Origin of the sequence: Nocardioides sp. T2.26MG-1 (assembly GCF_950101795.1) — a bacterium.
Lineage (GTDB): Bacteria > Actinomycetota > Actinomycetes > Propionibacteriales > Nocardioidaceae > Nocardioides.
On the sequence record NZ_CATNLZ010000001.1, the window covers coordinates 785,685 to 805,589 of the forward strand.

The following is a 19,905-nucleotide window of genomic DNA, read 5'->3' on the forward strand; positions in this document are numbered from 1 at the left end:
CGGTGACCGAGACCCAGGACGAGAACACCGCCGCCCAGGCCCCCGCCACAGCTCCCGACGCCCCTCCTGAGGGGCTCGACGCGCGCGTGCTGCTGGTCGCCGGCGTCGTCGTGCTCGGCGCGATCATGTCGATCCTCGACATCACCGTGGTCTCAGTGGCGCTGCAGACCTTCCAGCGCGAGTTCGACGCCACCTCCGCGCAGGTCGCCTGGACGATGACCGGCTACACCCTCGCGCTGGCGAGCGTGATCCCGTTGACCGGGTGGGCCGCCGACCGGTTCGGCACCAAGCGGCTCTACCTGCTCGCCGTCCTCCTCTTCACGGCCGGCTCGGTGCTCTGCGCCGCGGCCACGTCGCTGGAGATGCTGGTGTCGTTCCGGGTGCTGCAGGGCCTCGGCGGCGGCATGCTGATGCCGCTCGGCATGACGATCCTGACCCGCGCCGCCGGCCCCGAGCGGGTCGGCCGGGTGATGGCGGTGCTCGGCATCCCGATGCTGCTGGGCCCGATCTTCGGCCCCATCCTCGGCGGTGCGCTGATCGACTCCGCGAGCTGGCACTGGATCTTCCTCATCAACCTGCCGATCGGCATCATGGCGCTCGCCTACGCCGCGGTCGTGCTGCCCCCCGACCACGTGGAGCCGTCCGAGACCTTCGACTGGGTCGGCATGGCGCTGCTCTCCCCCGGCCTCGCGGCGTTCCTGTACGGCGTCTCCTCGATCCCCGAGGCCCGCCAGGAGGACGGCACCGTGTGGACCGCGCAGGTCGTCGGCCCCGCAGTCGCGGGCCTCCTGCTGATCGCGGCGTTCGTGCCGTGGGCGCTCCACCGCAACAACCTCCACCCGCTCGTCGACCTGCGCCTGTTCGGCCACCGCACGATGACGGTGGCGGTGCTCGCGATGTCGCTGTTCGCGATCGCGTTCTTCGGCGCCAGCCTGCTGTTCCCGCTCTACTTCCAGTCGGTCCGCGGCGAGGACGCCCTGCACGCCGGGCTGCTGCTCGCACCGCAGGGCGTCGGCGCGATGCTGACGATGCCGCTGGCGGGCGTGCTGGCCGACCGCATCGGCCCCGGCAAGATCGTGCTGACCGGCATCTCGGTGATCACCGTCGGCATGGCGATGTTCACCCAGATCGAGGCGGACACGTCGTACCTCTACCTGTGCTCGGCGCTGTTCGTGATGGGCCTGGGCATGGGCGGCACGATGATGCCGATCATGTCCGCGGCGCTGGCAACGCTGCAGACGCACACGATCGCCCGGGGCTCGACGCTGATGAACATCGTCCAGCAGGTCGCGGCCTCGATGGGCACCGCGCTGTTCTCGGTGCTGCTCACCAACGGCACCATCGACCTCGACCCGACCGACCCGGCGTCGTACGTCCCCGGCCTCGCCGACGCGTTCGCCACCGTGTTCGTCGTCGCGACCATCCTCGTGGCCTGCGTGATCATCCCCGCCGCGTTCCTGCCCCGCCGCAAGGTCGCCCCGCTCGACCCCTCGCTGGTCGTCGGGCACTAGCCGCATGGACCTGGCAGCCCAAAGCCGCACGACACGCCGACGCCTCTCGGCGTGTCGTGCGGGTTTCGGCTGTCAGCAGCCGAACCCCGCAACCCGCCCCGTCACCGGCGGCAGATCCGCGAGCGTGACGATGCCGGGCGGGGCGGCGACGACGGACGGCACGGCGTTGGTCACCGGCATCGCGGTGTAGATCATCCCGAGGCCCATGAACCCCGGCTCGTCCCAGCCGTCGGGCGGCAGGCAGTGGATGACCGTGCGCATGTTGGGCAGCCCGAACACCTGGACCACGTGCCCGTGGGCGAGGGGCTTGGGCGGTACGACGTGCGAGCCCATCGTCCAGTTGAACCCGACACTGACCACGTTGCGCTCGCCGACCCAGCCACGGTGGTAGCCCATCACCCCGCCGACGGTGCCGGCCGGGATCGACATGTTGCCCAGGTCCGAGTCACCGGTCGCCGGCGTGAACGTGACGTCGAAGGTCATCCGGTCGAGCGTCACCCCGAGCGCGTCGGCCATCATCGCGGCCGACTCGGCGAAGACCTCCGACTCGCGGCGCACCGACTCGGCGAGCCCTGGGGTGTCGGGCGCCTGCGCGAAGCCCATCGCCCGCTGGGTCTCCGCGCTCTCGTACGTCGAGCAGTCCACCGACTCGGTGATCCGGATCTCGTCGACGCGCTCGCACGACCCGCTGAGCACCATGCCGACCAGGTTGGTCATCCCCGGGTGCGCGCCGCTGCCGAAGATCGTCGCGCCGCCGCGCTCGCACGCCTCCAGGACTCGGGCCCGGTCGTCGGGGGTCTGCTTGCCGCCGGTGATCCAGGCGGCGCTCGTGCACACGTTGACGCCGGCGCCGAGCAGGGCGCACAGCTCGTCGATGCTCGGCCACAGCGGGTTGTAGCAGCACGCGTCCGCGCCGAGGGCCAGCAGCGCGTCGACGTCGTCGGTCGCGAGCACGCCGGTCGGCTCGGGCCAGCCGCAGAGGTCGGCCGCGTCGGTGCCGACCTTCTCCGCGCCGTGGGCGTAGACACCCACCAGCTCGAGGTCGGGTCGGGCGAGGATCGCGTGCAGCGACCGTCGCCCGATGTTGCCGGTCGTCCACTGGATGACCCGGAGCGGTTGTGGTGCGGGAGGCATGGGCGCAGACTAGAACGTGTTCTATCAACCGTCCATCGCCCGGAGGCGGCGCGGCGAGCCGCGCGGGGTCACCGCCCCGGACTGACCCGCTCGGCCAGCCGCACGGCCGCGTGGTGCACGAGGTCGGCGGTCTCGGGGTCCGCGGCGGCCTGCTCGGGGACCAGGCCGCCGAGCAGCCCGGCCGGCTGGGTCAGCCAGGCCCAGGCCTTCCACGGGTCCATCCGGGCAGCGAGCAGCGGCTCGATGACCGGCCCGAGCTCGGGCCGCAGCTCGCCGCGGCCGGTCAGCTGGAAGCCGGGCACCAGGGTCCGCTCGTCGGCGGCGACCACCAGCAGGCGGTGCTCACCGCCGGCCTTGTGCACCGCGAAGCGGGTCGCGTCGACCGAGGTCTCGCGCAGCTCGGCCAGCGTCTCGTAGGTGAACCACGGGCTGGCCAGCAGCTCCTCGCGCAGCCGCGCCTGCCGCGCGAGCTGCACCAGCTGCACCGGCACCGCGTGCTGCGGGTCGGTGCCCTCGCTGCGCAGCAGCCGCTCGAGGTCCTCCAGCTGCACGCTCGCCATCGGCAGGCCGGTGTGGGGATCGGTCCACCGCACCCGCCCGTGGTCGTCGCGCTCGTACGTCGGCAGCCCGGCGGCCTCCAGCTGCGGACCGAGCCCCAGCTCGTCGAGCCAGGCGGCGAGCCGTTCGCCCAGGTCGGCTGCGCGCGCCGACTCGTCGCTCGGGTCGTCGGGGTGGGCGTCGTACGCGGTCATGGGACCAGCCTGCCGCACGGGCGGCGGGGCCCGCTCACCGGTCGCCGGGCAGGGCGGCGTCGAGGAACGCCACGACCCGCTGCGCCCACTCCTGGCGGCTAGGTGGTGGCGGCGAGCACCAGCGGCCGCACCTCGGCCGCGCCGGCACGGCGTACGGCGCGGGCGGCGAGCGTCAGCGTCCAGCCGGTGTCGGTGCGGTCGTCGACGAGCAGCACCCGCTGGCCCTCGAGCGGCTGGTCGGCCTGGAGCGCGAACCGCCGGCCGACCGCCGCGACCCGCTGGGCGGAGTTGGCCGCGCCCTGGCCGGGGGCCACGTCGGGGTTGACGATCGCCCACCGGCCGAGCACCGGCACCCGCAGGTAGCGCGAGAGCCCGTCGGCGAGGTCGGCGGTCAGCGTCGGGTGGGTCTCGGACTCCACGACCACGATGCCGTCGACCGGAGGACGCCAGTCGCCGAGCACCTCGACGACCGCCCGCACCAGCGGCACCGGCACCGGGCCGTCCGGGGTCGCGGGGGCGAACAGCTCGCGCAGTGCCTGGCCGTGGCCGAGGTCGGTGAGCCGGGCGACCGCTCGCCCCTCCTCGGCGCCCTCGGCGATCTTGCCCTTGAGGTCGATGCCGAGGTTGGCCAGCGCCGTCGGCCACATCTTGCGCGGCTCGACGACCACGCCGGGCCGGGCCAGCCGCGCGCCGGCCTCCTCGAGCGCCGCCGCCGAGACGTCGGCGGACAGGGCGAGCCCGCCACAGTTGTCGCAGCGCCCGCAGTCCTCGGCCTCGGGGTCGTCGAGCTGCTCGCGCAGGAACCGCATCCGGCACGCGTCGGTGGCGATGTAGTCGAGCATCGCCTGCTGCTCGCGCTGGCGGGCCTCGGTGACCCGCCGGTAGCGCTCCTCGTCGTAGGCCCACGGCTGTCCGGTGGACTCCCAGCCGCCGCGGACCCGGCGTACGGCGCCGTCGACGTCGAGCACCTTGAGCATGGTCTCCAGCCGGGTGCGGTTGAGGTCGACGTACGTCTCGAGGGCGGCCGTGCTGAGCGTGCGGCCCTCGGACGCGAGCACCTCGAGCGTGCTGCGCACCTGCTCCTCGCGCGGGAACGCCAGCGAGGCGAAGTAGGCCCAGATGTCGCGGTCCTCGGTCGCGGGCAGCAGCACCACGGTGGCCTCGTCCGTGCCGCGGCCCGCGCGGCCGACCTGCTGGTAGTAGGCGACCGGGGACGGCGGCGCCCCCATGTTGACCACGAACCCGAGGGTCGCGTCGAAGCCCATGCCCAGGGCGCTGGTCGCGACCAGCGCCTTGACCCGGCCGTCGACGAGGTCCTGCTCGAGGGCGTGCCGCTCGGTCGGGTCGGTCTGGCCGGAGTACGCCGCGACCGCGTGCCCGCGGGAGCGCAGGTAGTCGGCGATCTCCTGGGTGGCCGCCACCGTCAGGCAGTAGACGATGCCGGAGCCGGGCTGCTCGGCGAGGTGGTCGGCGAGCCACGCCAGCCGCTGCTCGGCCGTGCGCAGCCGGACCACGCCGAGCCGCAGCGACTCCCGGTCCAGCGAGCCGCGCAGCACGAGCACGTCGCCCATCGAGCCGTGGCTGCTGCCGAGCTGCTCGGCGACGTCGGCGGTCACCCGGGCGTTGGCGGTGGCCGTGGTGGCGAGCACCGGGATGCCCTCGGGAAGGTCGTCCAGGAGGGTGCGGATGCGGCGGTAGTCGGGGCGGAAGTCGTGGCCCCAGTCGGAGATGCAGTGGGCCTCGTCGACGACCAGCAGCCCGCAGGTCGCGGCCAGCCGGGGCAGCACCTCGTCGCGGAAGCCGGGGTTGTTGAGCCGCTCGGGGCTCACCAGCAGCACGTCGACCTCGCCGGCGGCGATCGCGGCGTGGATCGGCTCCCAGTCCTCGATGTTGGTGGAGTTGATCGTCACCGCGCGGATGCCGGCGCGCTCGGCGGCCGCGATCTGGTTGCGCATCAGCGCCAGCAGCGGGGACACGATCACCGTGGGCCCGGCGCCCTGCTCGCGCAGCAGCAGGGTCGCGACGAAGTAGACCGCGGACTTGCCCCAGCCGGTGCGCTGCACCACCAGGGCCCGGCGCCGCTCGACGGCGAGCGCCTCGATCGCCGACCACTGGTCCTCGCGGAGCACCGCGTCACCCCGTCCATCCCGGGGCCCGACGAGGGCGCGCAGGTGCGCCTCCGCGCGCTGGCGGACGTCGGTCGTGGTGGGCGTGGTCATGGCGCCCTGTCTACCAGCGGCCCCCGACCGCTCCGTACCGCCGCTCGTGCCCGTGGACGTATCTGGCGTGACCCGGCTCACTCCTCACCGCCGACGCGGCTCGTACCGGCGGGCCACCCCTCCCCCAGGAGCACGACATGAGCACCACGCACCGCACCCTCAGCTTCGCCGCCGTCGCCGGGATCGCCACGCTCGCGCTGGTCGGCGCCGCCACCACCCCCAGCACGGCCACCGGCTCGTCCGACCGATCCGCCCCCCACGCCGGTCAGCGCGTCGCCGCGCGGGCGGCCGCCCCGGTCACCTGCTCGGGTGGCCCGCTGAAGTCGATGACCAGCCGGCTCTCCGCCGACCCGTTCTCCTTCGCCGGCACCGCCGGCGCCGACGTCGCCGTGCCCGGCGCCCAGGTGTCCCTGTCCGGCCCGAGGCGCGGCACCGACACGATCCTGGTGACGTTCACCGCCGAGAGCTACTACACCGGGGGCGGCTGGCTGAGCCTCGAGCTGCACAAGGACGGCGTGCCGGTCGCGCCGTACGCCGACAACGGCAGCCCGTTCGCGTTCACCTCCGAGTCGAGCTACCACGGCGACTCCGCGCAGTTCTGCACCAAGATCCGCCGCGGCGTCCACACGCTGGCACTCCAGGCGAGCACCACGGGCGACGCCACCACCGACTCCGGCTGGATCGACGACTGGACGATGACCGTCGAGCGCTTCGAGTGATCCTCCCCAGGCTCAGGTAGCCCGGCGTCTCCTCGTCTCCGGCCACGTCGGCGGCGATGCCCAGGTCGCCCCGTCGGCGTACGTCGGTCCCGTCGTGGCGTCGCCGTCGACGGCGATGCCCAGGGTGAACGGCAGCTCGACGGTCTCGCCGCTCTGCTTGGAGCTGATCATCAGGTAGTAGTCGCCGGCCAGCGAGAGGTCCGGCGAGCCGATGTTGGGCGAGTGGTCTGCCCGCCACCGGCCGGCTCGGACATCGAGCCCGAGGAGTCCAGCAGCAGGATCATCCGGCGCGAGCCGGCCTGGTAGCCACCATCGGCGGTCCGCAGCGGCCCGCTGACCCCGGGCGCCCCGGCTGGTGGTCCCTCGATCCCCATCGCCCCGCTGACGCCGATCACGGGCATGCACCCGATCGCCACGACCTGGCGAGCCCCGAACTCATGGTCACGAACCTTCCGCACGGTGGCGCTCTCCAAACCCGGCTGTGCCGACCTCAGGCCGGCCGGGGTCGGCAGCCAGCCGCGACGAACGCCTCGCCCACCAGGAGAGGTACGACGTCGCTCGCGTCGAGCCCGGCCGCCACCTCGACGTCGCCGGCGAACCCCATCTCGACCAGCTCGCGACCGCTCGCGCAGTCCGGGAGCTCCTCAGCGAGCCGTGGCTCGACCGCCCGGAACGCCTGTTCGGCCACGCGGGCCTCCGGGCTGAGCCCGCTCGCGCCCAGGCCGGCCAGCGCAGCGATGACCGCCCCGGCTCCCCAGAGGTCCTCGACCGCCGGGCGCAGCGTGCCGTCCGGCCAGCGCTCGCCCGCGGCCACCACCGCCACGGTCGCCCCGTCGGGCAGCCACCGCGCGACCGCGGACGCGTTGCGCAGCGAGGCACCCACGACCCGCACCCCTGCCTCGGCGAGCCCGAACGCGATCGACGACCCGTTCGGCGACGGCAGCACGAGCCGCTCGACCCCGGCCGCTGCCCGGACCGAGACCGGCGACAGGCTGACCCCGCCCCGCGCGGAGCGTCCGGTCGCCAGCACCGCGTCCCGTTCGGCGGCGTACGCCGCGGCCCGCTCGTCCTTCCACCGGAACGGGTAGACCGTCATCCCCCGCTCGACCGCGACACTCAACGTCGTGGTGAACGACAGCACATCGACGACCACGGCGACGTCGGCGCCCTCGGCCATCGCCGCTGCTCCGGTCGCCCCCCACTCCATCCGGACCCGGTACGCCGACTGCGAGTGGGCCCCGATGTGCTGCATGGGAGGGAACCTAACCGCTCGGCGCCCGGCCCGCGCCGTGTGCTTCGGCTTGCGGGCCGCCGTGTGGTTGCGGTGGCCGGCAGCAAGGCGGGTACGGCGGGCGTCTGGTCGCGGCCGCCTCCCGGCTTCGCGGTCGCTACCTGCAGTGCGGTCTCTGGGTTGAGCCTGCGTCATCCCAGCGACCGCACCCGGCCACACGGCCCGCACCCAAGCGCCGACCGCAACCACCCCGTCGGATGGCCAAGCCCAGAGCGATCCCGCGGCTACCAGATGCGGACCCGGTCCGCCCGGTCGAGCCACAGCCCGTCCCCGGGCGAGGTGCCGAACACCTCGTGGAACTCGTCGAGGTTGCGCACGATGTTCGCGCGGAACTCCGGCGGGCTGTGCGGGTCGATCGTGAGGTACTGCTGCTCCTGCTCCTTGCGCCGCTTGGTGCGCCAGCAGTACGCCCAGTTCATGAACAGTCGCTGCCGCTCCTCGGCGGAGGCCGAGCCGCCGCGGGCGATGAGGAACGCGGTGTGGCCGATCGTGAGGCCGCCGAGATCGCCGATGTTCTCGCCGACGGTGAGCGCGCCGTTGACGTGCTCGCCCGGCAGGGTGCGGGGCTCGAACGCGTCGTACTGCTCGATGAGCGCCTTGGACTTCACCTCGAACGCGGCCTTGTCGTCCGGCGTCCACCAGTCGTTGAGGTTGCCGGCGCCGTCGTACTGCGCGCCCTGGTCGTCGAAGCCGTGGCCGATCTCGTGGCCGATGACCGCGCCGATGCCGCCGTAGTTCTCGGCCTCCTCGGCGTCGGGGGAGAAGAACGGCTTCTGCAGGATCCCGGCGGGGAAGCAGATCTCGTTGGTGCCGGGGTTGTAGTAGGCGTTGACGGTCTGCGGCAGCATGAACCACTCGTCGCGGTCGACCGGTGAGCCGATCTTGGCGAGCTGGCGGTCGGTCTCGAACGCCGACGCGGCGGCGACGTTGCCGAGCAGGTCGTCGCGGGTGACCCGCAGCGCCGAGTAGTCGCGGAACTTCTCGGGGTAGCCGATCTTGGGCCGGAACGTGTCGAGCTTGTCGTAGGCCCGCTGCTTGGTCTCTTCGGTCATCCAGTCGAGCTTCTCGATGGAGACGCGGTACGCCGCGAGCAGGTTGGCGACCAGGTCGTCCATCATCGCCTTCGCGCGGGGCGGGAAGTGGCGCTCGACGTACTGCTTGCCGACCGCCTCGCCGATCGCGCCCTCGACCAGGGCCACCCCGCGCTTCCAGCGAGCTCGCAGCTCGGGGGTGCCGTTGAGCGTGCGGCCGTAGAAGTCGAAGTTGGTCTCGACGAAGTCGTCGGTGAGGTAGGCGGCGACGGAGCGCAGCACGTGCGAGAGCAGCCACTCGCGCCAGTCGTCGAGGGGCACCTCCTCGAGCACCGTCGAGAGGTGGGCGAAGTACGACGGCTGCCGCACGCACACCTCGGCGAGCGTCGCGTCGCTGCCGCCGAGGTTGGTGATGTAGGCGTCCCAGTCGAACGCCGGACAGAGCTCGACCAGGTCGGCCTTGGTCATCAGGTTGTAGGTCTTCTGGACGTCGCGGGTCTCCGCGCGCTCCCAGTGGCCGGCCGCCAGACGGGTGTCGATCGCCAGCACGGTCGCGGCCGCCGCCGCGGGGTCGGGGTGCTCGCCCAGGCCGAGCAGGGTGGTGAGGTAGGCGACGTACTTGTCGCGGATCTCGGCGAACTTGTCGTCGCGGTAGTAGGACTCGTCGGGCAGCCCGAGGCCGCCCTGCACCAGGTTGAACAGGTAGCGGTCGGAGTCCTTGCTGTCGGTGTCGACGTAGGACCCGAACAGCCCGTGCCCGCCGATCCGCTCGAACTCGCCGAGGAACGCCGCCAGGTCGCGGATGTCGCGCAGCGCGCCGACGGCGGCGATCAGCGGCCGCACCGGCTCCAGGCCGTGCCGCTCGATCGTGGCGGTGTCCATGAACGACGCGAACAGGTCCCCGATCTTGTGGGCGTCCTCGTCCACGTCCTCGCCGGCCTCGACCTTGCGGGCGAGGTCCTCGATGATCGCGTGGACCTGCTCCTCCGCGACGTCGGCGAGTTGCACGAACGGCCCCCAGCTCGACCGGTCGGCGGGGATCTCGGTCTCGTCGAGCCAGCGCCCGTTGACGTGACCGAAGAGGTCGTCCTGGGGCCGGATCTCGGGGTTCATGCCCGCGCGGGCGTCGTCGAGGATGCTCACGGCGACGACAGTAGCCGGGGAAGCCGACCGGCACGTCACCACTTCGCGCAGGGCGAACGGTCCGGGCGGAACGGTCCCGGGCGGCCCGGGGGTCGTCGAGACACCAGGAATGGCTGCCCCGGGGCCCGGGCCACAACCACTTCTGGTGCCTCGACGGGAGACGGCCGGCGGCTAGCGCACCCGCAGCACCGACTTGCCGAGCGTGCGGCGCTCGTCCATGTCGACGAGCGCCCGGGCGACGTCGTCGAGGTCGTACGTCGCACCGATCGGCGGCTTGACCACGCCGGACTCCAGCATCGGCAGCAGCGCGGCCCACTGCTGCTGCATGTAGCCCGGACGCATCATCGCGTAGGCGCCCCAGCCGACGCCGCGGACGTCGACGTTGTTGAGCAGCAACCGGTTCACCTTCACCTCCGGGATGCCCTGGCCCGCGGCGAAGCCGACCACCAGCAGCCGGCCCTGAGCGGCCAGGCAGCGCAGCGAGTCGGTGAACGCCGAGCCGCCCACGACGTCGACGACCACGTCGACGCCCTGGCCGCCGGTGAGGCCCATCACCGCGTCCTTGAACCCCTCGAGAAGCACCGCCTCGTCGGCCCCGGCGGCTCGGGCCACCGCGGCCTTCTCCTCGGTGCTGACCACGGCGATGGTGCGCGCGCCGTACCCCTTGGCGACCTGGATCGACGCCGTGCCGACGCCGCCGGCGGCGCCGTGGACGAGCACGGTCTCCCCGGCCTTCAGGCCCCCGCGCTCGGCGAGCGCGAACTGCGCGGTGAGGTAGTTCATCGGCAGCGCCGCGCCCTCCTCGAAGGACACGTGGTCGGGCAGCGCGAACGTGAACATCGCCGGGTTGGCGACCAGCTCGGCGGCGCCGCCGTACCCGTTCACGCCCGCCACCCGCTGGCCGGGCTCGAACGGACCGCCGCTGACCACCGTGCCGGCGAAGTCGACGCCGAGCGTGAACGGCACCTCGGGCTTGAGCTGGTACTCCCCCTTGCTCAGCAGCAGGTCGGGGAAGGAGATCCCGACCGCGTGCACCTCGACCAGCACGTCGTCGGGGCCGGGGGTCGGCTCGGGTACGTCGCGCACGGCGACGTCGGCGGGTCCGGTGGTCTCCAGCACTCGGGCGGCTCGCATGCGCCGACCGTAGCGGGCCGCGACTCAGCCCGGACGGACCAGGCGGTTCATCTCGAAGTGCATCGGGTCGGTGTAGGCCCAGTCGCCGCCCCAGGTGAAGCCCCAGTACTTGAAGATCTCCACGACGCGGCGGTCGATCTCGCCGGCGGTGCCGCGCTGGTTGCCCGGCACGTTCAGGTCGAGCGCGAGCCCGAACGCGTGGTTGGAGAGCTTCGTCGAGCCCGCGATGAAGCGCGGGTAGTAGCAGCCGGCGTACTCGCCGGGGTGGATCCTGTCGGCCAGACCCTCGCGTTGGACCTGCGCGAGCGCGGCCTTCAGCTGCGGGTACATCAGCCGGTTGCAGGTGACGTTCCCCAGGATCGGCACCGCCTCGGTGGCGATGTGCGCCGCGACCCAGCCGGGGTCGGGGGCGATGTGGCCGCCACTGAGCACGGTGTAGCGGAAGATGCCGACCGCGTCGGCGATGGTGCCGGCCACGATCGCGGTCTGCCGCACGTCCGTGTCGAGGCCGTTGCGGGCCACGGCGTCGGTCATCTGCACCGAGGCGTCGCTGCCGCGCAGAATCCGCTCGATCGGCTTGCGCAGTGTGATCGGCGCGGTGGTGCCGGTGCGGATCAGCAGCGCGTTGCCCTCGGTCATGTCGAGGTCGGGGACCCAGGTCTCGTTGACCACCGCGTCGACGAGCCACGACTGCTGGGCGTAGGCGCCCACGTGCACCCGCGGCGCGTCCTGGGCGCTGCCGAGGCGCAGGAACCCGTCGTCGTCGATCGGGGCCCGCTTCTCCAGCGCCGGGCGGAGCGCGAGCTCGCCGCCGGAGACCCGGTCCCACACGTCGTCGGTCTTGGCGCTGTCGCTGTTGGTGACGTAGTTGCGGTACGTCGCCGGGTCGACCGCGGCGACGCTGAGGGACTGGTTCTCGATCAGCACCTGGACCAGCGAGATCTGCTCGACATCGACGACGCCGGGCAGCCGCTCGATCGCCCGGACCCGCGCGGGGGCGATCGTCTTCGACCCGTTGGCGACGATGTCGGGTGGCGAGATGAGGCCGGTCCGCCGCCCCGGCCTCTCGACCGCATGAGCGGGGTCGAGCGCCGGCTCGGCCGTCTGGCCGCCGGCCGCGGCCGTCGCGCTCGAGGAACCGCTCGGCTGGGGGGCGCCGGCGTCCGAGGAGCCGTTGCACGCCGTGGTCAGCGCGCCGAGGGACAGCACGAGACCCAGCACCGCCGTACCCCGCGCGCGCCCGAGTGCCATGACATCCCTCCCCGGGAGCCAGGGTACGACGTCAGTCCGCGCTGCCGGTCCGGTCGCGCAGACCGGAGACCTCGTAGCACTGCTCGTCGTCGATCGTGTCCTGACGGGGGTCGATGCTGACCGACCGGAGCGCCCCGTCGTCGTCCCGCTCGACCTCGACGACGGCGTCCGGCCCGGCCCGCTCGATCAGCTGCTCGAGGTCGGCGATCGTCGGCACGTCCTGGAGCCGTGGCCTCGGGGTGCGCCCGACCGGCTCGACCTTCGCCACCTCACCGTCCTCGACCCACACCCGGAAGGACCCGATCAGGCTCCGCTCGCCGCAGCTGGAGGTGAGGTCGAAGGAGTACGCCGCCGGCAGCTCGGCCCGCTGCGTCCCACCCGCCCGTGCGGCTGGCTCCGATCCGTCGCCGCACCCGGCCGCGAGGACCGGCACCACGGCCAGCAGACAGAGCAGTCGCCTCATGCCCGATCGGACGTCGGCGCCCGCCCGCGGGTTCCGCGCGTGGCCGATGGGAGACTGGTGCCGTGTCCGAGTTCGTGCTGATCCTCTCCTGCCCCGACCGCCCCGGCATCGTGCACGCCGTCACCGGCTTCCTGGTCGAGCGCGGGGCGAACATCACCGAGAGCCAGCAGTTCGGCGACCCCCTCAGCGGCCGGTTCTTCATGCGGATCGCGGTCGACGTCCCCGGCACGGTCGACGAGGCGACGCTGCGCGCGGAGTTCGCGCCGGTGGCGGAGACGTTCGAGATGCGCTTCGAGGTCCGCGACGCGGCCGCGCCGTACCGGACCGTGATCATGGTGTCCAAGGACCTGCACTGCCTCAACGACCTGCTGTTCCGCGCGAGCACCGGCGCCCTCGGCATCGAGGTCGCGGCCGTCGTGTCCAACCACCCGGACGCCGCGCCGATGGCCGCGTCGTACGGCGTGCCCTTCCACCACGTCCCGGTCACCCCGGGCACCAAGGCACAGGCGGAGGCGCGGCTGCTCGAGCTCGTCGCCGAGCTCGACGTGCACCTGGTGGTGCTCGCGCGCTACATGCAGATCCTCTCCGACGAGCTCTGCCGGGCGCTCGACGGCCGGGCGATCAACATCCACCACTCGTTCCTGCCGAGCTTCAAGGGCGCCCGGCCCTACCACCAGGCGTTCGACCGCGGCGTCAAGCTCGTGGGCGCCACCGCCCACTACGTCACCGGCGACCTCGACGAGGGGCCGATCATCGAGCAGGACGTGATGCGCGTCGACCACGGCTACAGCCAGGCGCAGCTGGTCTCCGCCGGCCGCGACGTCGAGTCGCAGGTGCTGTCCCGCGCGGTCCGCTGGCACGCCGAGTCGCGGGTGCTGCTCAACGGCCACCGCACCGTCGTCTTCCGCTGACTCGGCGCTCCGCGCACGTGCGGATGCGCCGACTCGCGGGTCAGGCGGACCAGCGGATGGCCTCGACGGCCAGGTCGGCGGGCGGGTAGACCCCGGCCAGCTCGGGCCGGCGCTCCATCAGCTCGACCAGATCGCGGGCCCGGGCGGCCGCGCGAGCCTCCTTCACGACGGACGTCGGTGCTGGTGTGGCGCGGGGGGGGCGGGTCGTCGTGACCATCGGTCCGCGTCCTCCCTCGTTCGGCTTGTCGAAGGCCTAAGTCTAGCCAACCCGTCGCCGGACGCCTCCCGGGCCCGCCGAGAGTGGGCTCAGACGGACCAGCGGATCGCCTCGACGGCGACGTCGGCGGGCTTGTAGACGCCGACCAGGTCGGGCCGGCGGGCCAGCAGGTCGACGAGGTCCTGGGGTCGTACGGCGACTCGCGCCTTGCGGGTCGCGGCGGCCGGCGCCCGTCGGGTGGTGTGGCGCTGCGGTACCGCGAATGACGTGGTCATGTCTCCCCCTCCGGGTGCGAGTCCCCCACGGGGCTCCATACCCCTTCACATCGGCGGCACTCGACCGGTCATGAGGCTTGCGGGCCGGCGATCCGCCCGTACCGTAGGGGAGGTGAGCGCGAGCCACCCCGTCGTCGCCCAGACCGTCCTCGACTGCCCCCGACCCCGGGTGCTCGCGGAGTTCTACCGCGAGCTGCTCGGCTACGCCTACCGCCCCGGCGACGAGACGCCGCCGGCCGGCGAGCCGGACCCCCGGGGCGAGGACTGGCTGGTGATCCGCCCAGAGCGCGACGCCCCGGCCGCCGGCCGCGGCCTGGCCTTCCAGGCCAACGCCGCGTACGCCGCACCCGTGTGGACCCCCGGCCCCGATCGGCCCGGCGACCAGCAGATGATGCTGCACCTCGACCTGACGGTGCCCGACGTCGCGAGCCTCGAGGCCCAGCGCGCCCGGGTCCTCGCGCTCGGCGGCACCGAGCTCTACGACCGCAGTGACGACGAGGACGAGCCGCTCTACGTCTTCGCCGACCCGGCCGGACACCCGTTCTGCATCTTCGTGGCCGGCTAGACCCGCGGAGTCAGAGGCCGGGGTCGCGGATCGTCAGCCAGGACACCACGCCGCCGACCGCCAGCAGCACCGCGCACGCGATCGTCGCCGAGCCGTACGCCGCGTCGAACGCCGCCGGGTCGGCGTACTCCTCCCCGCCGAGCCCCACCGCCGCGGGCAGCGCGGCCACCGCGAGCAGCGACCCGGCGCGGGCGACCGCGTTGTTGATGCCGCTGGCGATGCCCGCGTGCTCGTCGGACGCCGCCGCCAGGACCGTCGCGGTCAGCGGCGCCACCATCAGCGCGAGCCCGAGCCCGAACACCACCAGCCCCGGCAGCACGTCGGTCCAGTAGTCGGCGTCGGGCCCCACCCGCAGGAGCAGCAGCGTGCCGCCCGCCAGCACCAGCGGGCCGACGGTCATCGGCAGCCGCGGCCCGATCCGGGCTGCGAGGGCACCGCCGCGCGAGGCGAGCAGCAGCATGCAGAGCGTGATCGGCAGCGTGGCCAGGCCGGCACGCAGCGCGCCGTACCCGCTCACGGTCTGCAGCTGCAGCACCAGGAAGAACAGCACCGCGCCGAGCGCGGCGTACACCACGAGCGTCATCACGTTGGCCGCGGTGAAGGTGCGGTTCGCGAAGATGCCGAGCGGCAGCATCGGGTGGTCGCTGCGCCGCTCGTCGATGACGTACGCCGCAGCCGCGACGACGGCGACGGCCCCGGCCCAGGGCGCGAGCGGGCCGCCCCACTCCGTCAGCGCGTAGGTGAGGGCGCCGAGGGCGAGCGCCGCCAGGAGAGCACCGAGCGCGTCGAATCGGCGGGGTGCGTGCGGGTCCCGGGTCTCGGGGACGGTGCGCTGGGCGATCAGCACGGTGAGGGCCGCCACGGGGAGGTTGATCAGGAAGATCCAGCGCCAGCTGGCGTACTGCACGAGCCCGCCACCGACCAGCGGGCCGATCGCGGCGGCGACGCTGGTCAGGCCCGACCAGGAGCCGATCGCGCGGGCTCGGTCGTCGTGGGCGAACGCACCCTGGATCATCGCCAGGCTGCCGGGGGTGAGCAGTGCGGCGCCGACCCCTTGGAGGACCCGCGCGGCGATCAGGACCAGCGGCGTCGGCGCGAGACCGCAGGCCAGCGACGCCGCCGCGAACCACACCGTCCCGACCACGAACACACGTCGCCGGCCGAACCGGTCGCCGAGCGAGCCGCCCAGCAGGATCAGGCTGGCCAGGGACAGCAGGTAGCCGTTGGTGATCCACTGCAGCTCGGCCAGCGACGCGTCGAGGTCCTCGCCGATCGTGTGCAGGGCGACGTTGACGACGGTGCCGTCGAGCATCGTCATCCCCGAGCCGAGCACCGCGGCCGCGACGACGGCCCGGCCGGCCGGCGTGCCGAGCCGGACGCCGTCTGCCGGTGCGGCGTGGTCGCCCATCGGGACACCCTAGTGTCGACGAGTGCGGGGACCTCAGGGGAAACCCGGATGTGCCGAGCACCCGAACCCACCTAGCATTCCGCAATGCCGCGCGCGTCAACCTCCGAGGCGAGGCTCGCCGACCACGTCGACCGGCTCGGGCTGGAGCACCCGCCGATCGACCTGGACTCCGTGGACTTCACGGTCCGCCGTCCCCGCGAGCTAGCCGCCCGCTTCGGCCACGTGCTCGACTACATGGCCCGCGTCGAGCTCGAGGTCGACCGCAACGTCCTCGAGCTGACCACGCTGCTGCCCGACCCGCCCGAGATCGACCGGCGCTTCTACGCCGAGGTCTGGCAGCCGCAGGAGATCCAGCACGGGTTGATCCTCGACCGGCTGCAGGTGGAGCTGGGGCGCGCCCCGGCGCAGCCGGACCGTACGTCGGTCGGCGTCAAGCTGAGGGTCCTCGGGGCGCTCGCGCACCTGGATGCGTTCCAGGACGTGTGCCGGATGCTCTACTACCTCACCGGCATGGCCACCGAGCGGTCCGCCGTCCTGGCCTACAACCTCCTCCACGCCGGCGTCCGCGAGCTCGGCGAGCACGCGGTCGCGGACACGCTGATCGCACCGATCCGCCGGCAGGAGCCGGGCCACTTCGCGTTCTACCAGCTCTCCGCGCGCGCCCTGTGGGCCGAGCTGGCGGCCTGGCAGCGCTGGCTCGTCCGCCGGATGCGCCGGCTCTCCTTCGCCCCGGTCGGCGCCAACGACGCCGCCCAGTCCGCCGACTTCGGTGATGTGATGCGGGCCCTCGGCATCGACCGGGACGTCGACGACTTCGCGGCCCAGGTCTCCCGGGTCGAGAGCGAGCTGCTGTGGGCCCACCGGCGCGGGCTGGCCGTCCCGCCGTACGTCGTGCGTGCGTTCCGCGAGGCGGCCGAGCTCGCAGCGGTACGACGGGCGGCCTAGCATCCGGACAGCGCATCGACCCGCGGCTCGGAGCCCTGCTCCGCGTGCGCCCCCAGGTCGTCCGGGGTGACGGTCGCGGCCCGGCGGGCGGCACGCGTCGCCAGCACCAGGCCCACCACGCCCCACGCCGTCAGCAGCAGGAGCCCCGCGACGGCCGCGCCCCGACCGGTAAGCGCCGTCCGCACGAGGTCCGCCGCGACCGGCACCGGCAGCAGGCCGTGCAGCATCCGCACCGCGGCCGGGGCCGCGTCGATCGGCAGCAGCCCGTCGAGCAGCAGTGCCTGCAGCGCGAGCAGCACGAGGACCGTCGCCCGCCCGCGGGCCGCGCCGAGCAGCCCGACGATCCCTTGGACGAGCGCCGCGAACACCGCCCCCGCGAGCACGAGGACCGGGACGAGGAGCCCGACGTGGGCCAGCGTGACGTCGAACAGCACGAGCACCGGCACGAGCAGCACCGCCTGCACGACCCCGGCCAGCAGGCCCGGTCGCCAGCCGGCCAGTGCGACCCGCCAGGGCAGTCCGGGCGCCTCGAGCCGCGCCGGCGGGAGCGCCGGACGGAGCAGGTAGACCAGGGCGGCCCCCAGCCAGAGCACGAGCGCGAGGACGGCGGGGGCGATGCCGACCCGGGTCGCGTCGCCGGCCTCCGTCACGTCAGTCCGCACCGCGACCGGCTCCGCCACGGCGCCGGCGAGGCGCTGCTGCTCGGCGGAGGTCATCGACGGCAGCGCCTCGACGCCGCTGCGCAGTCCCTCCGCCAGGTCGCCGGAGCCCGAGCCCAACCGGTCGGCGCCACTGGACAGACGGTCCGCGCCGGAGGCGAGGCTCCCCGCTCCGTCGGCAGCGCGGGTGGCACCCGCCGCCAGCCGTCCGGCGCCGCCGGCGAGCTCGCCGGTGCCGGTGGCGAGGCGCGCGGCCCCCGTCGAGGCCGACCCGGCCCCGTCGGCGAGCCGGCCCGCGCCCGCACCGATCTGCCCGGCTCCATCGGCGACCCGGCCGGCTCCCGTCGCCAGCCGGTCGGCGCCGGCCGCCAGGCGCGCGGCACCGGCGTGCAGTCGTGCGGCGCCGTCGGCGGCATCGCTCACGCCCTGGACGAGCGCGGGTGCCGCGTCGGCCAGCTGCCGCGCGCCCGAGGCGACCGCGGCCGCCCCGCCCGTGAGCTGGTCTGCGGTGGCGCCGTCGGCGCCGACTGCCTGCGTGGTCCCGGCACACAGCGCGGCGTACCTCGTCATCGTGGGATCGGCGGCGCACGCCTGCTGCCACCCGCGCAGCACGCGGGCCCAGCCCGCGACACCCTGGCTCACCACGCCCGCGCCGTCGGCGAGCCGGCCGGCCCGCGTGGGCAGCGGCGCCACGGCGTGGTCCAACGTGGCCAGCCCGGTGCCGAGATCGGACGTGCCGGAGGCGAGCGTGTCCGCCCCCTCGCCGAGGCGGCCTGCCCCGGCGTCGAGGGCGGTGGCGCCGCGGGCGAGCCGGCCGGCGGCCGAGGCGAGCTCCTGGGCGCCGCCCGAGAGCCGTTCGAGGCCGGTGGTGAGCTCGCCCGCCCCGGCGCTCGCCTGCTCGGAGCCCTGGCGCAGGTCGTCCGCGCCCGAGGCGAGCGCATCGACGCCCGTCCCGAGGTCATCGGCACCCTGCGCCAGCGTGTCGGCTCCGGTGGTCAGGGTGCTGGCCCCGTCCCCGATCCGGCCGGCCGCGTCGGCGGCCCGGCCGAGACGGACGCCGAGCTGTGCGGTCTGCCCGTACAGGCCCTCGAGGTAGGTGCCGGTGATGCGGTGGCCGAGCTCGGCGCCGGCGATCCGGCTGACGTCGTCGCTCAGCCGCCCGAGGAGAGCCCCCGAGCCCTCCGCGCTGCGGACGGAGAAGCTGGCCTGCTGCGCCTCGTTGCGGGTGAGCCCGGCCACCGTCTGCGAGAAGTCCTCGGGGATCGTCACGACCGCGTCGTACGTCCCGTCGTCGAGACCGGAGCGCGCGTCGGCGGCGTCCGTGAGCTGCCAGTCGAGGCGCATCCCCCCGGTGTCGGCGTCCTTGCTCGGCGAGGTCAGGCCCGCGGCGAGGAGCCGTCCGGCGGCGATGGTCTGCTGCTGGTCCCCGGTCCCGGTGGTCACCGGCTCGTCGAGGTTGACGACGGCGGCGGCGATGCGGTCGGTGTCGGCCCCGCGGTCGCCCAGCGACCACAGCGCCATCGCCGCCAGGAGCGCCGGGAGCAGGATGAGCGCGATCAGCGCCCGGAGGGTGCGGCGGTGGGCGATCACGACACGGTCTCCTTCTCGGCAGCCGCGAACGGCCGCAGCGGGTGATGGGGTACGTCGGGGGTGGTGCTCGCGCCGGCCACGACCGTCACGCCGAGCTCGGCCAGGCCCACGAGGCGGTGCCACCGCTCGAGCTGGACGGCCACGGAGGCCTCGTCGACACCGTCGACCACGAGGAGCAGGTCCGCCCCGGCGCGGGCCCGGCTCGCGAGGCGCTCCAGCAGTGCGGCGTCGGGGAACCGCGGCAGGTGCCAGACGCGGGCACGCACGGCGACGGCCTCGGTCGGCAGGATCCGGTCCTGCACGACCAGGACACCGTCGGTGACGGGGAGCCGGCCGGCGAGCGCCGCGAGCAGCGCGGCACGGGTCCGCGTGTCCTCGAGGGCTACCACGCTCAGGTCGCCCGTCGGGACGACGAGCGTGGCCGGCGGCAGGACGGTCCGCCCGTGACGGTCGACCACCTCGGCGCCGTCGGCCCGCACCGCGACCTGTCCGTGGTCGCGCACCCACGCCTCGTGCTCGAGGTGGGCGTGGAGTCCTGCCCCCTCGACATCGAGCTGCGGCACGCGCGCCTCGAGCCACCGGGGCAGCCACCAGGCGCGCCGGCCGAGCAGGGCGAGCACGGCCGGCACGAGGGTCATCCGGACCAGGAAGGCGTCGACGAACACTCCGACCGCGAGGCCGAGGGCG

General features: G+C 73.9%; 20 protein-coding genes. 5 read left to right on the forward strand and 15 right to left on the reverse strand.

Going from position 1 to position 19,905, the window contains the following annotated elements; genetic code table 11:
- Positions 1–2: 2 nt before the first annotated feature.
- Positions 3–1,511, forward strand: coding sequence for a DHA2 family efflux MFS transporter permease subunit (locus QQZ14_RS03870; protein ID WP_284532869.1), 1,509 nt, complete (start codon positions 3–5; stop codon positions 1,509–1,511).
- Positions 1,512–1,583: 72 nt separating this feature from the next.
- Here QQZ14_RS03870 and QQZ14_RS03875 read toward each other — a convergent pair whose 3' ends face one another.
- The 3 genes from QQZ14_RS03875 to QQZ14_RS03885 form a co-directional block, all read right to left on the reverse strand.
- Positions 1,584–2,645 (reverse strand): NAD(P)H-dependent amine dehydrogenase family protein, encoded by a 1,062-nt coding sequence (locus QQZ14_RS03875; RefSeq protein ID WP_284532870.1) that lies wholly within the window; start codon positions 2,643–2,645, stop codon positions 1,584–1,586.
- Positions 2,646–2,713: 68 nt separating this feature from the next.
- Positions 2,714–3,397: a hypothetical protein gene (locus QQZ14_RS03880; RefSeq protein ID WP_284532871.1), complete on the reverse strand. Its 684-nt coding sequence runs from the start codon at positions 3,395–3,397 to the stop codon at positions 2,714–2,716.
- 98 nt (positions 3,398–3,495) lie between these two features.
- On the reverse strand, positions 3,496–5,616 hold the full coding sequence (locus QQZ14_RS03885) for a RecQ family ATP-dependent DNA helicase (RefSeq protein WP_284532872.1): 2,121 nt from the start codon (positions 5,614–5,616) through the stop codon (positions 3,496–3,498).
- A 137-nt stretch (positions 5,617–5,753) separates the two neighbouring features.
- Between QQZ14_RS03885 and QQZ14_RS03890 the strand changes: the two genes are divergently transcribed.
- Entirely contained in the window at positions 5,754–6,335 is a 582-nt protein-coding gene (locus QQZ14_RS03890) for a hypothetical protein (RefSeq protein WP_284532873.1), read from the forward strand.
- Positions 6,336–6,347: 12 nt separating this feature from the next.
- On the opposite strand, the gene QQZ14_RS03895 is transcribed toward QQZ14_RS03890, so the two are convergent.
- The 7 genes from QQZ14_RS03895 to QQZ14_RS03925 all read right to left on the reverse strand — a co-directional run bounded on the left by QQZ14_RS03895 (position 6,348) and on the right by QQZ14_RS03925 (position 12,648).
- Positions 6,348–6,506, reverse strand: coding sequence for a hypothetical protein (locus tag QQZ14_RS03895; protein WP_284532874.1), 159 nt, complete (start codon positions 6,504–6,506; stop codon positions 6,348–6,350).
- Complete coding sequence (locus QQZ14_RS03900; RefSeq protein ID WP_284532875.1) at positions 6,506–6,736, reverse strand: hypothetical protein; 231 nt, start codon at positions 6,734–6,736, stop codon at positions 6,506–6,508. Before QQZ14_RS03900 ends, QQZ14_RS03895 begins: the two co-directional genes overlap by 1 nt.
- 89 nt (positions 6,737–6,825) lie before the next feature.
- On the reverse strand, positions 6,826–7,587 hold the full coding sequence (locus QQZ14_RS03905; RefSeq protein WP_284532876.1) for a 2-phosphosulfolactate phosphatase: 762 nt from the start codon (positions 7,585–7,587) through the stop codon (positions 6,826–6,828).
- Positions 7,588–7,850: 263 nt separating this feature from the next.
- Entirely contained in the window at positions 7,851–9,800 is a 1,950-nt protein-coding gene (locus tag QQZ14_RS03910) for a M13 family metallopeptidase (RefSeq protein WP_284532877.1), read from the reverse strand.
- A 171-nt stretch (positions 9,801–9,971) separates the two neighbouring features.
- Positions 9,972–10,934 carry an NADPH:quinone oxidoreductase family protein gene (locus QQZ14_RS03915; RefSeq protein ID WP_284532878.1) on the reverse strand — a complete coding sequence of 321 codons (963 nt, stop codon included), beginning with the start codon at positions 10,932–10,934 and terminating at the stop codon, positions 9,972–9,974.
- Between the two features lie 24 nt (positions 10,935–10,958).
- Positions 10,959–12,185 carry a M15 family metallopeptidase gene (locus QQZ14_RS03920; RefSeq protein ID WP_284532879.1) on the reverse strand — a complete coding sequence of 409 codons (1,227 nt, stop codon included), beginning with the start codon at positions 12,183–12,185 and terminating at the stop codon, positions 10,959–10,961.
- A 31-nt stretch (positions 12,186–12,216) separates the two neighbouring features.
- Complete coding sequence (locus QQZ14_RS03925) at positions 12,217–12,648, reverse strand: DUF6174 domain-containing protein (RefSeq protein ID WP_284532880.1); 432 nt, start codon at positions 12,646–12,648, stop codon at positions 12,217–12,219.
- Between the two features lie 62 nt (positions 12,649–12,710).
- Here QQZ14_RS03925 and purU point away from each other — a divergent pair, with 62 nt between their 5' ends.
- Positions 12,711–13,559, forward strand: coding sequence for a formyltetrahydrofolate deformylase (gene purU / locus QQZ14_RS03930; RefSeq protein ID WP_284532881.1), 849 nt, complete (start codon positions 12,711–12,713; stop codon positions 13,557–13,559).
- Between the two features lie 40 nt (positions 13,560–13,599).
- Here purU and QQZ14_RS03935 read toward each other — a convergent pair whose 3' ends face one another.
- Together QQZ14_RS03935 and QQZ14_RS03940 are read right to left on the reverse strand one after the other, a co-directional pair.
- Positions 13,600–13,776 (reverse strand): hypothetical protein, encoded by a 177-nt coding sequence (locus QQZ14_RS03935; RefSeq protein WP_284532882.1) that lies wholly within the window; start codon positions 13,774–13,776, stop codon positions 13,600–13,602.
- A gap of 89 nt (positions 13,777–13,865) precedes the next feature.
- Positions 13,866–14,051 (reverse strand): hypothetical protein, encoded by a 186-nt coding sequence (locus tag QQZ14_RS03940; protein WP_284532883.1) that lies wholly within the window; start codon positions 14,049–14,051, stop codon positions 13,866–13,868.
- 112 nt (positions 14,052–14,163) lie between these two features.
- Here QQZ14_RS03940 and QQZ14_RS03945 point away from each other — a divergent pair, with 112 nt between their 5' ends.
- Positions 14,164–14,616: a VOC family protein gene (locus tag QQZ14_RS03945; RefSeq protein ID WP_284532884.1), complete on the forward strand. Its 453-nt coding sequence runs from the start codon at positions 14,164–14,166 to the stop codon at positions 14,614–14,616.
- 10 nt (positions 14,617–14,626) lie between these two features.
- On the opposite strand, the gene QQZ14_RS03950 is transcribed toward QQZ14_RS03945, so the two are convergent.
- Positions 14,627–16,024, reverse strand: a complete 1,398-nt coding sequence (locus tag QQZ14_RS03950; RefSeq protein ID WP_284532885.1) for an MFS transporter — start codon at positions 16,022–16,024, stop codon at positions 14,627–14,629.
- Positions 16,025–16,108: 84 nt separating this feature from the next.
- Between QQZ14_RS03950 and QQZ14_RS03955 the strand changes: the two genes are divergently transcribed.
- Positions 16,109–16,969, forward strand: a complete 861-nt coding sequence (locus QQZ14_RS03955) for a GTP-binding protein LepA (protein ID WP_284532886.1) — start codon at positions 16,109–16,111, stop codon at positions 16,967–16,969.
- Here QQZ14_RS03955 and QQZ14_RS03960 read toward each other — a convergent pair.
- Positions 16,966–19,218, reverse strand: a complete 2,253-nt coding sequence (locus tag QQZ14_RS03960; RefSeq protein ID WP_284532887.1) for a hypothetical protein — start codon at positions 19,216–19,218, stop codon at positions 16,966–16,968. The genes QQZ14_RS03955 and QQZ14_RS03960 overlap by 4 nt on opposite strands.
- The gene (locus tag QQZ14_RS03965; protein ID WP_284532888.1) at positions 19,215–19,883 is read right to left on the reverse strand and encodes a hypothetical protein; all 669 of its coding nucleotides are present in this window, start codon (positions 19,881–19,883) and stop codon (positions 19,215–19,217) included. The genes QQZ14_RS03960 and QQZ14_RS03965 overlap by 4 nt, the downstream gene beginning before the upstream one ends.
- Positions 19,884–19,905 lie beyond the last annotated feature (22 nt).

Bases quoted from the DNA above. Each gene is read 5' to 3' on its own strand.
- QQZ14_RS03875 (WP_284532870.1), bottom strand. From the start codon at position 2,645: ATGCCTCCCGCACCACAACCGCTCCGGGTCATCCAGTGGACGACCGGC.
- QQZ14_RS03925 (WP_284532880.1), bottom strand. From the start codon at position 12,648: ATGAGGCGACTGCTCTGTCTGCTGGCCGTGGTGCCGGTCCTCGCGGCC.
- QQZ14_RS03915 (WP_284532878.1), bottom strand. From the start codon at position 10,934: ATGCGAGCCGCCCGAGTGCTGGAGACCACCGGACCCGCCGACGTCGCC.
- QQZ14_RS03950 (WP_284532885.1), bottom strand. From the start codon at position 16,024: ATGGGCGACCACGCCGCACCGGCAGACGGCGTCCGGCTCGGCACGCCG.
- QQZ14_RS03935 (WP_284532882.1), bottom strand. From the start codon at position 13,776: ATGGTCACGACGACCCGCCCCCCCCGCGCCACACCAGCACCGACGTCC.
- QQZ14_RS03885 (WP_284532872.1), bottom strand. From the start codon at position 5,616: ATGACCACGCCCACCACGACCGACGTCCGCCAGCGCGCGGAGGCGCAC.
- QQZ14_RS03900 (WP_284532875.1), bottom strand. From the start codon at position 6,736: ATGCCCGTGATCGGCGTCAGCGGGGCGATGGGGATCGAGGGACCACCA.
- QQZ14_RS03940 (WP_284532883.1), bottom strand. From the start codon at position 14,051: ATGACCACGTCATTCGCGGTACCGCAGCGCCACACCACCCGACGGGCG.
- QQZ14_RS03905 (WP_284532876.1), bottom strand. From the start codon at position 7,587: ATGCAGCACATCGGGGCCCACTCGCAGTCGGCGTACCGGGTCCGGATG.
- QQZ14_RS03895 (WP_284532874.1), bottom strand. From the start codon at position 6,506: ATGATCAGCTCCAAGCAGAGCGGCGAGACCGTCGAGCTGCCGTTCACC.
- QQZ14_RS03890 (WP_284532873.1), top strand. From the start codon at position 5,754: ATGAGCACCACGCACCGCACCCTCAGCTTCGCCGCCGTCGCCGGGATC.
- QQZ14_RS03955 (WP_284532886.1), top strand. From the start codon at position 16,109: ATGCCGCGCGCGTCAACCTCCGAGGCGAGGCTCGCCGACCACGTCGAC.
- QQZ14_RS03880 (WP_284532871.1), bottom strand. From the start codon at position 3,397: ATGACCGCGTACGACGCCCACCCCGACGACCCGAGCGACGAGTCGGCG.
- QQZ14_RS03920 (WP_284532879.1), bottom strand. From the start codon at position 12,185: ATGGCACTCGGGCGCGCGCGGGGTACGGCGGTGCTGGGTCTCGTGCTG.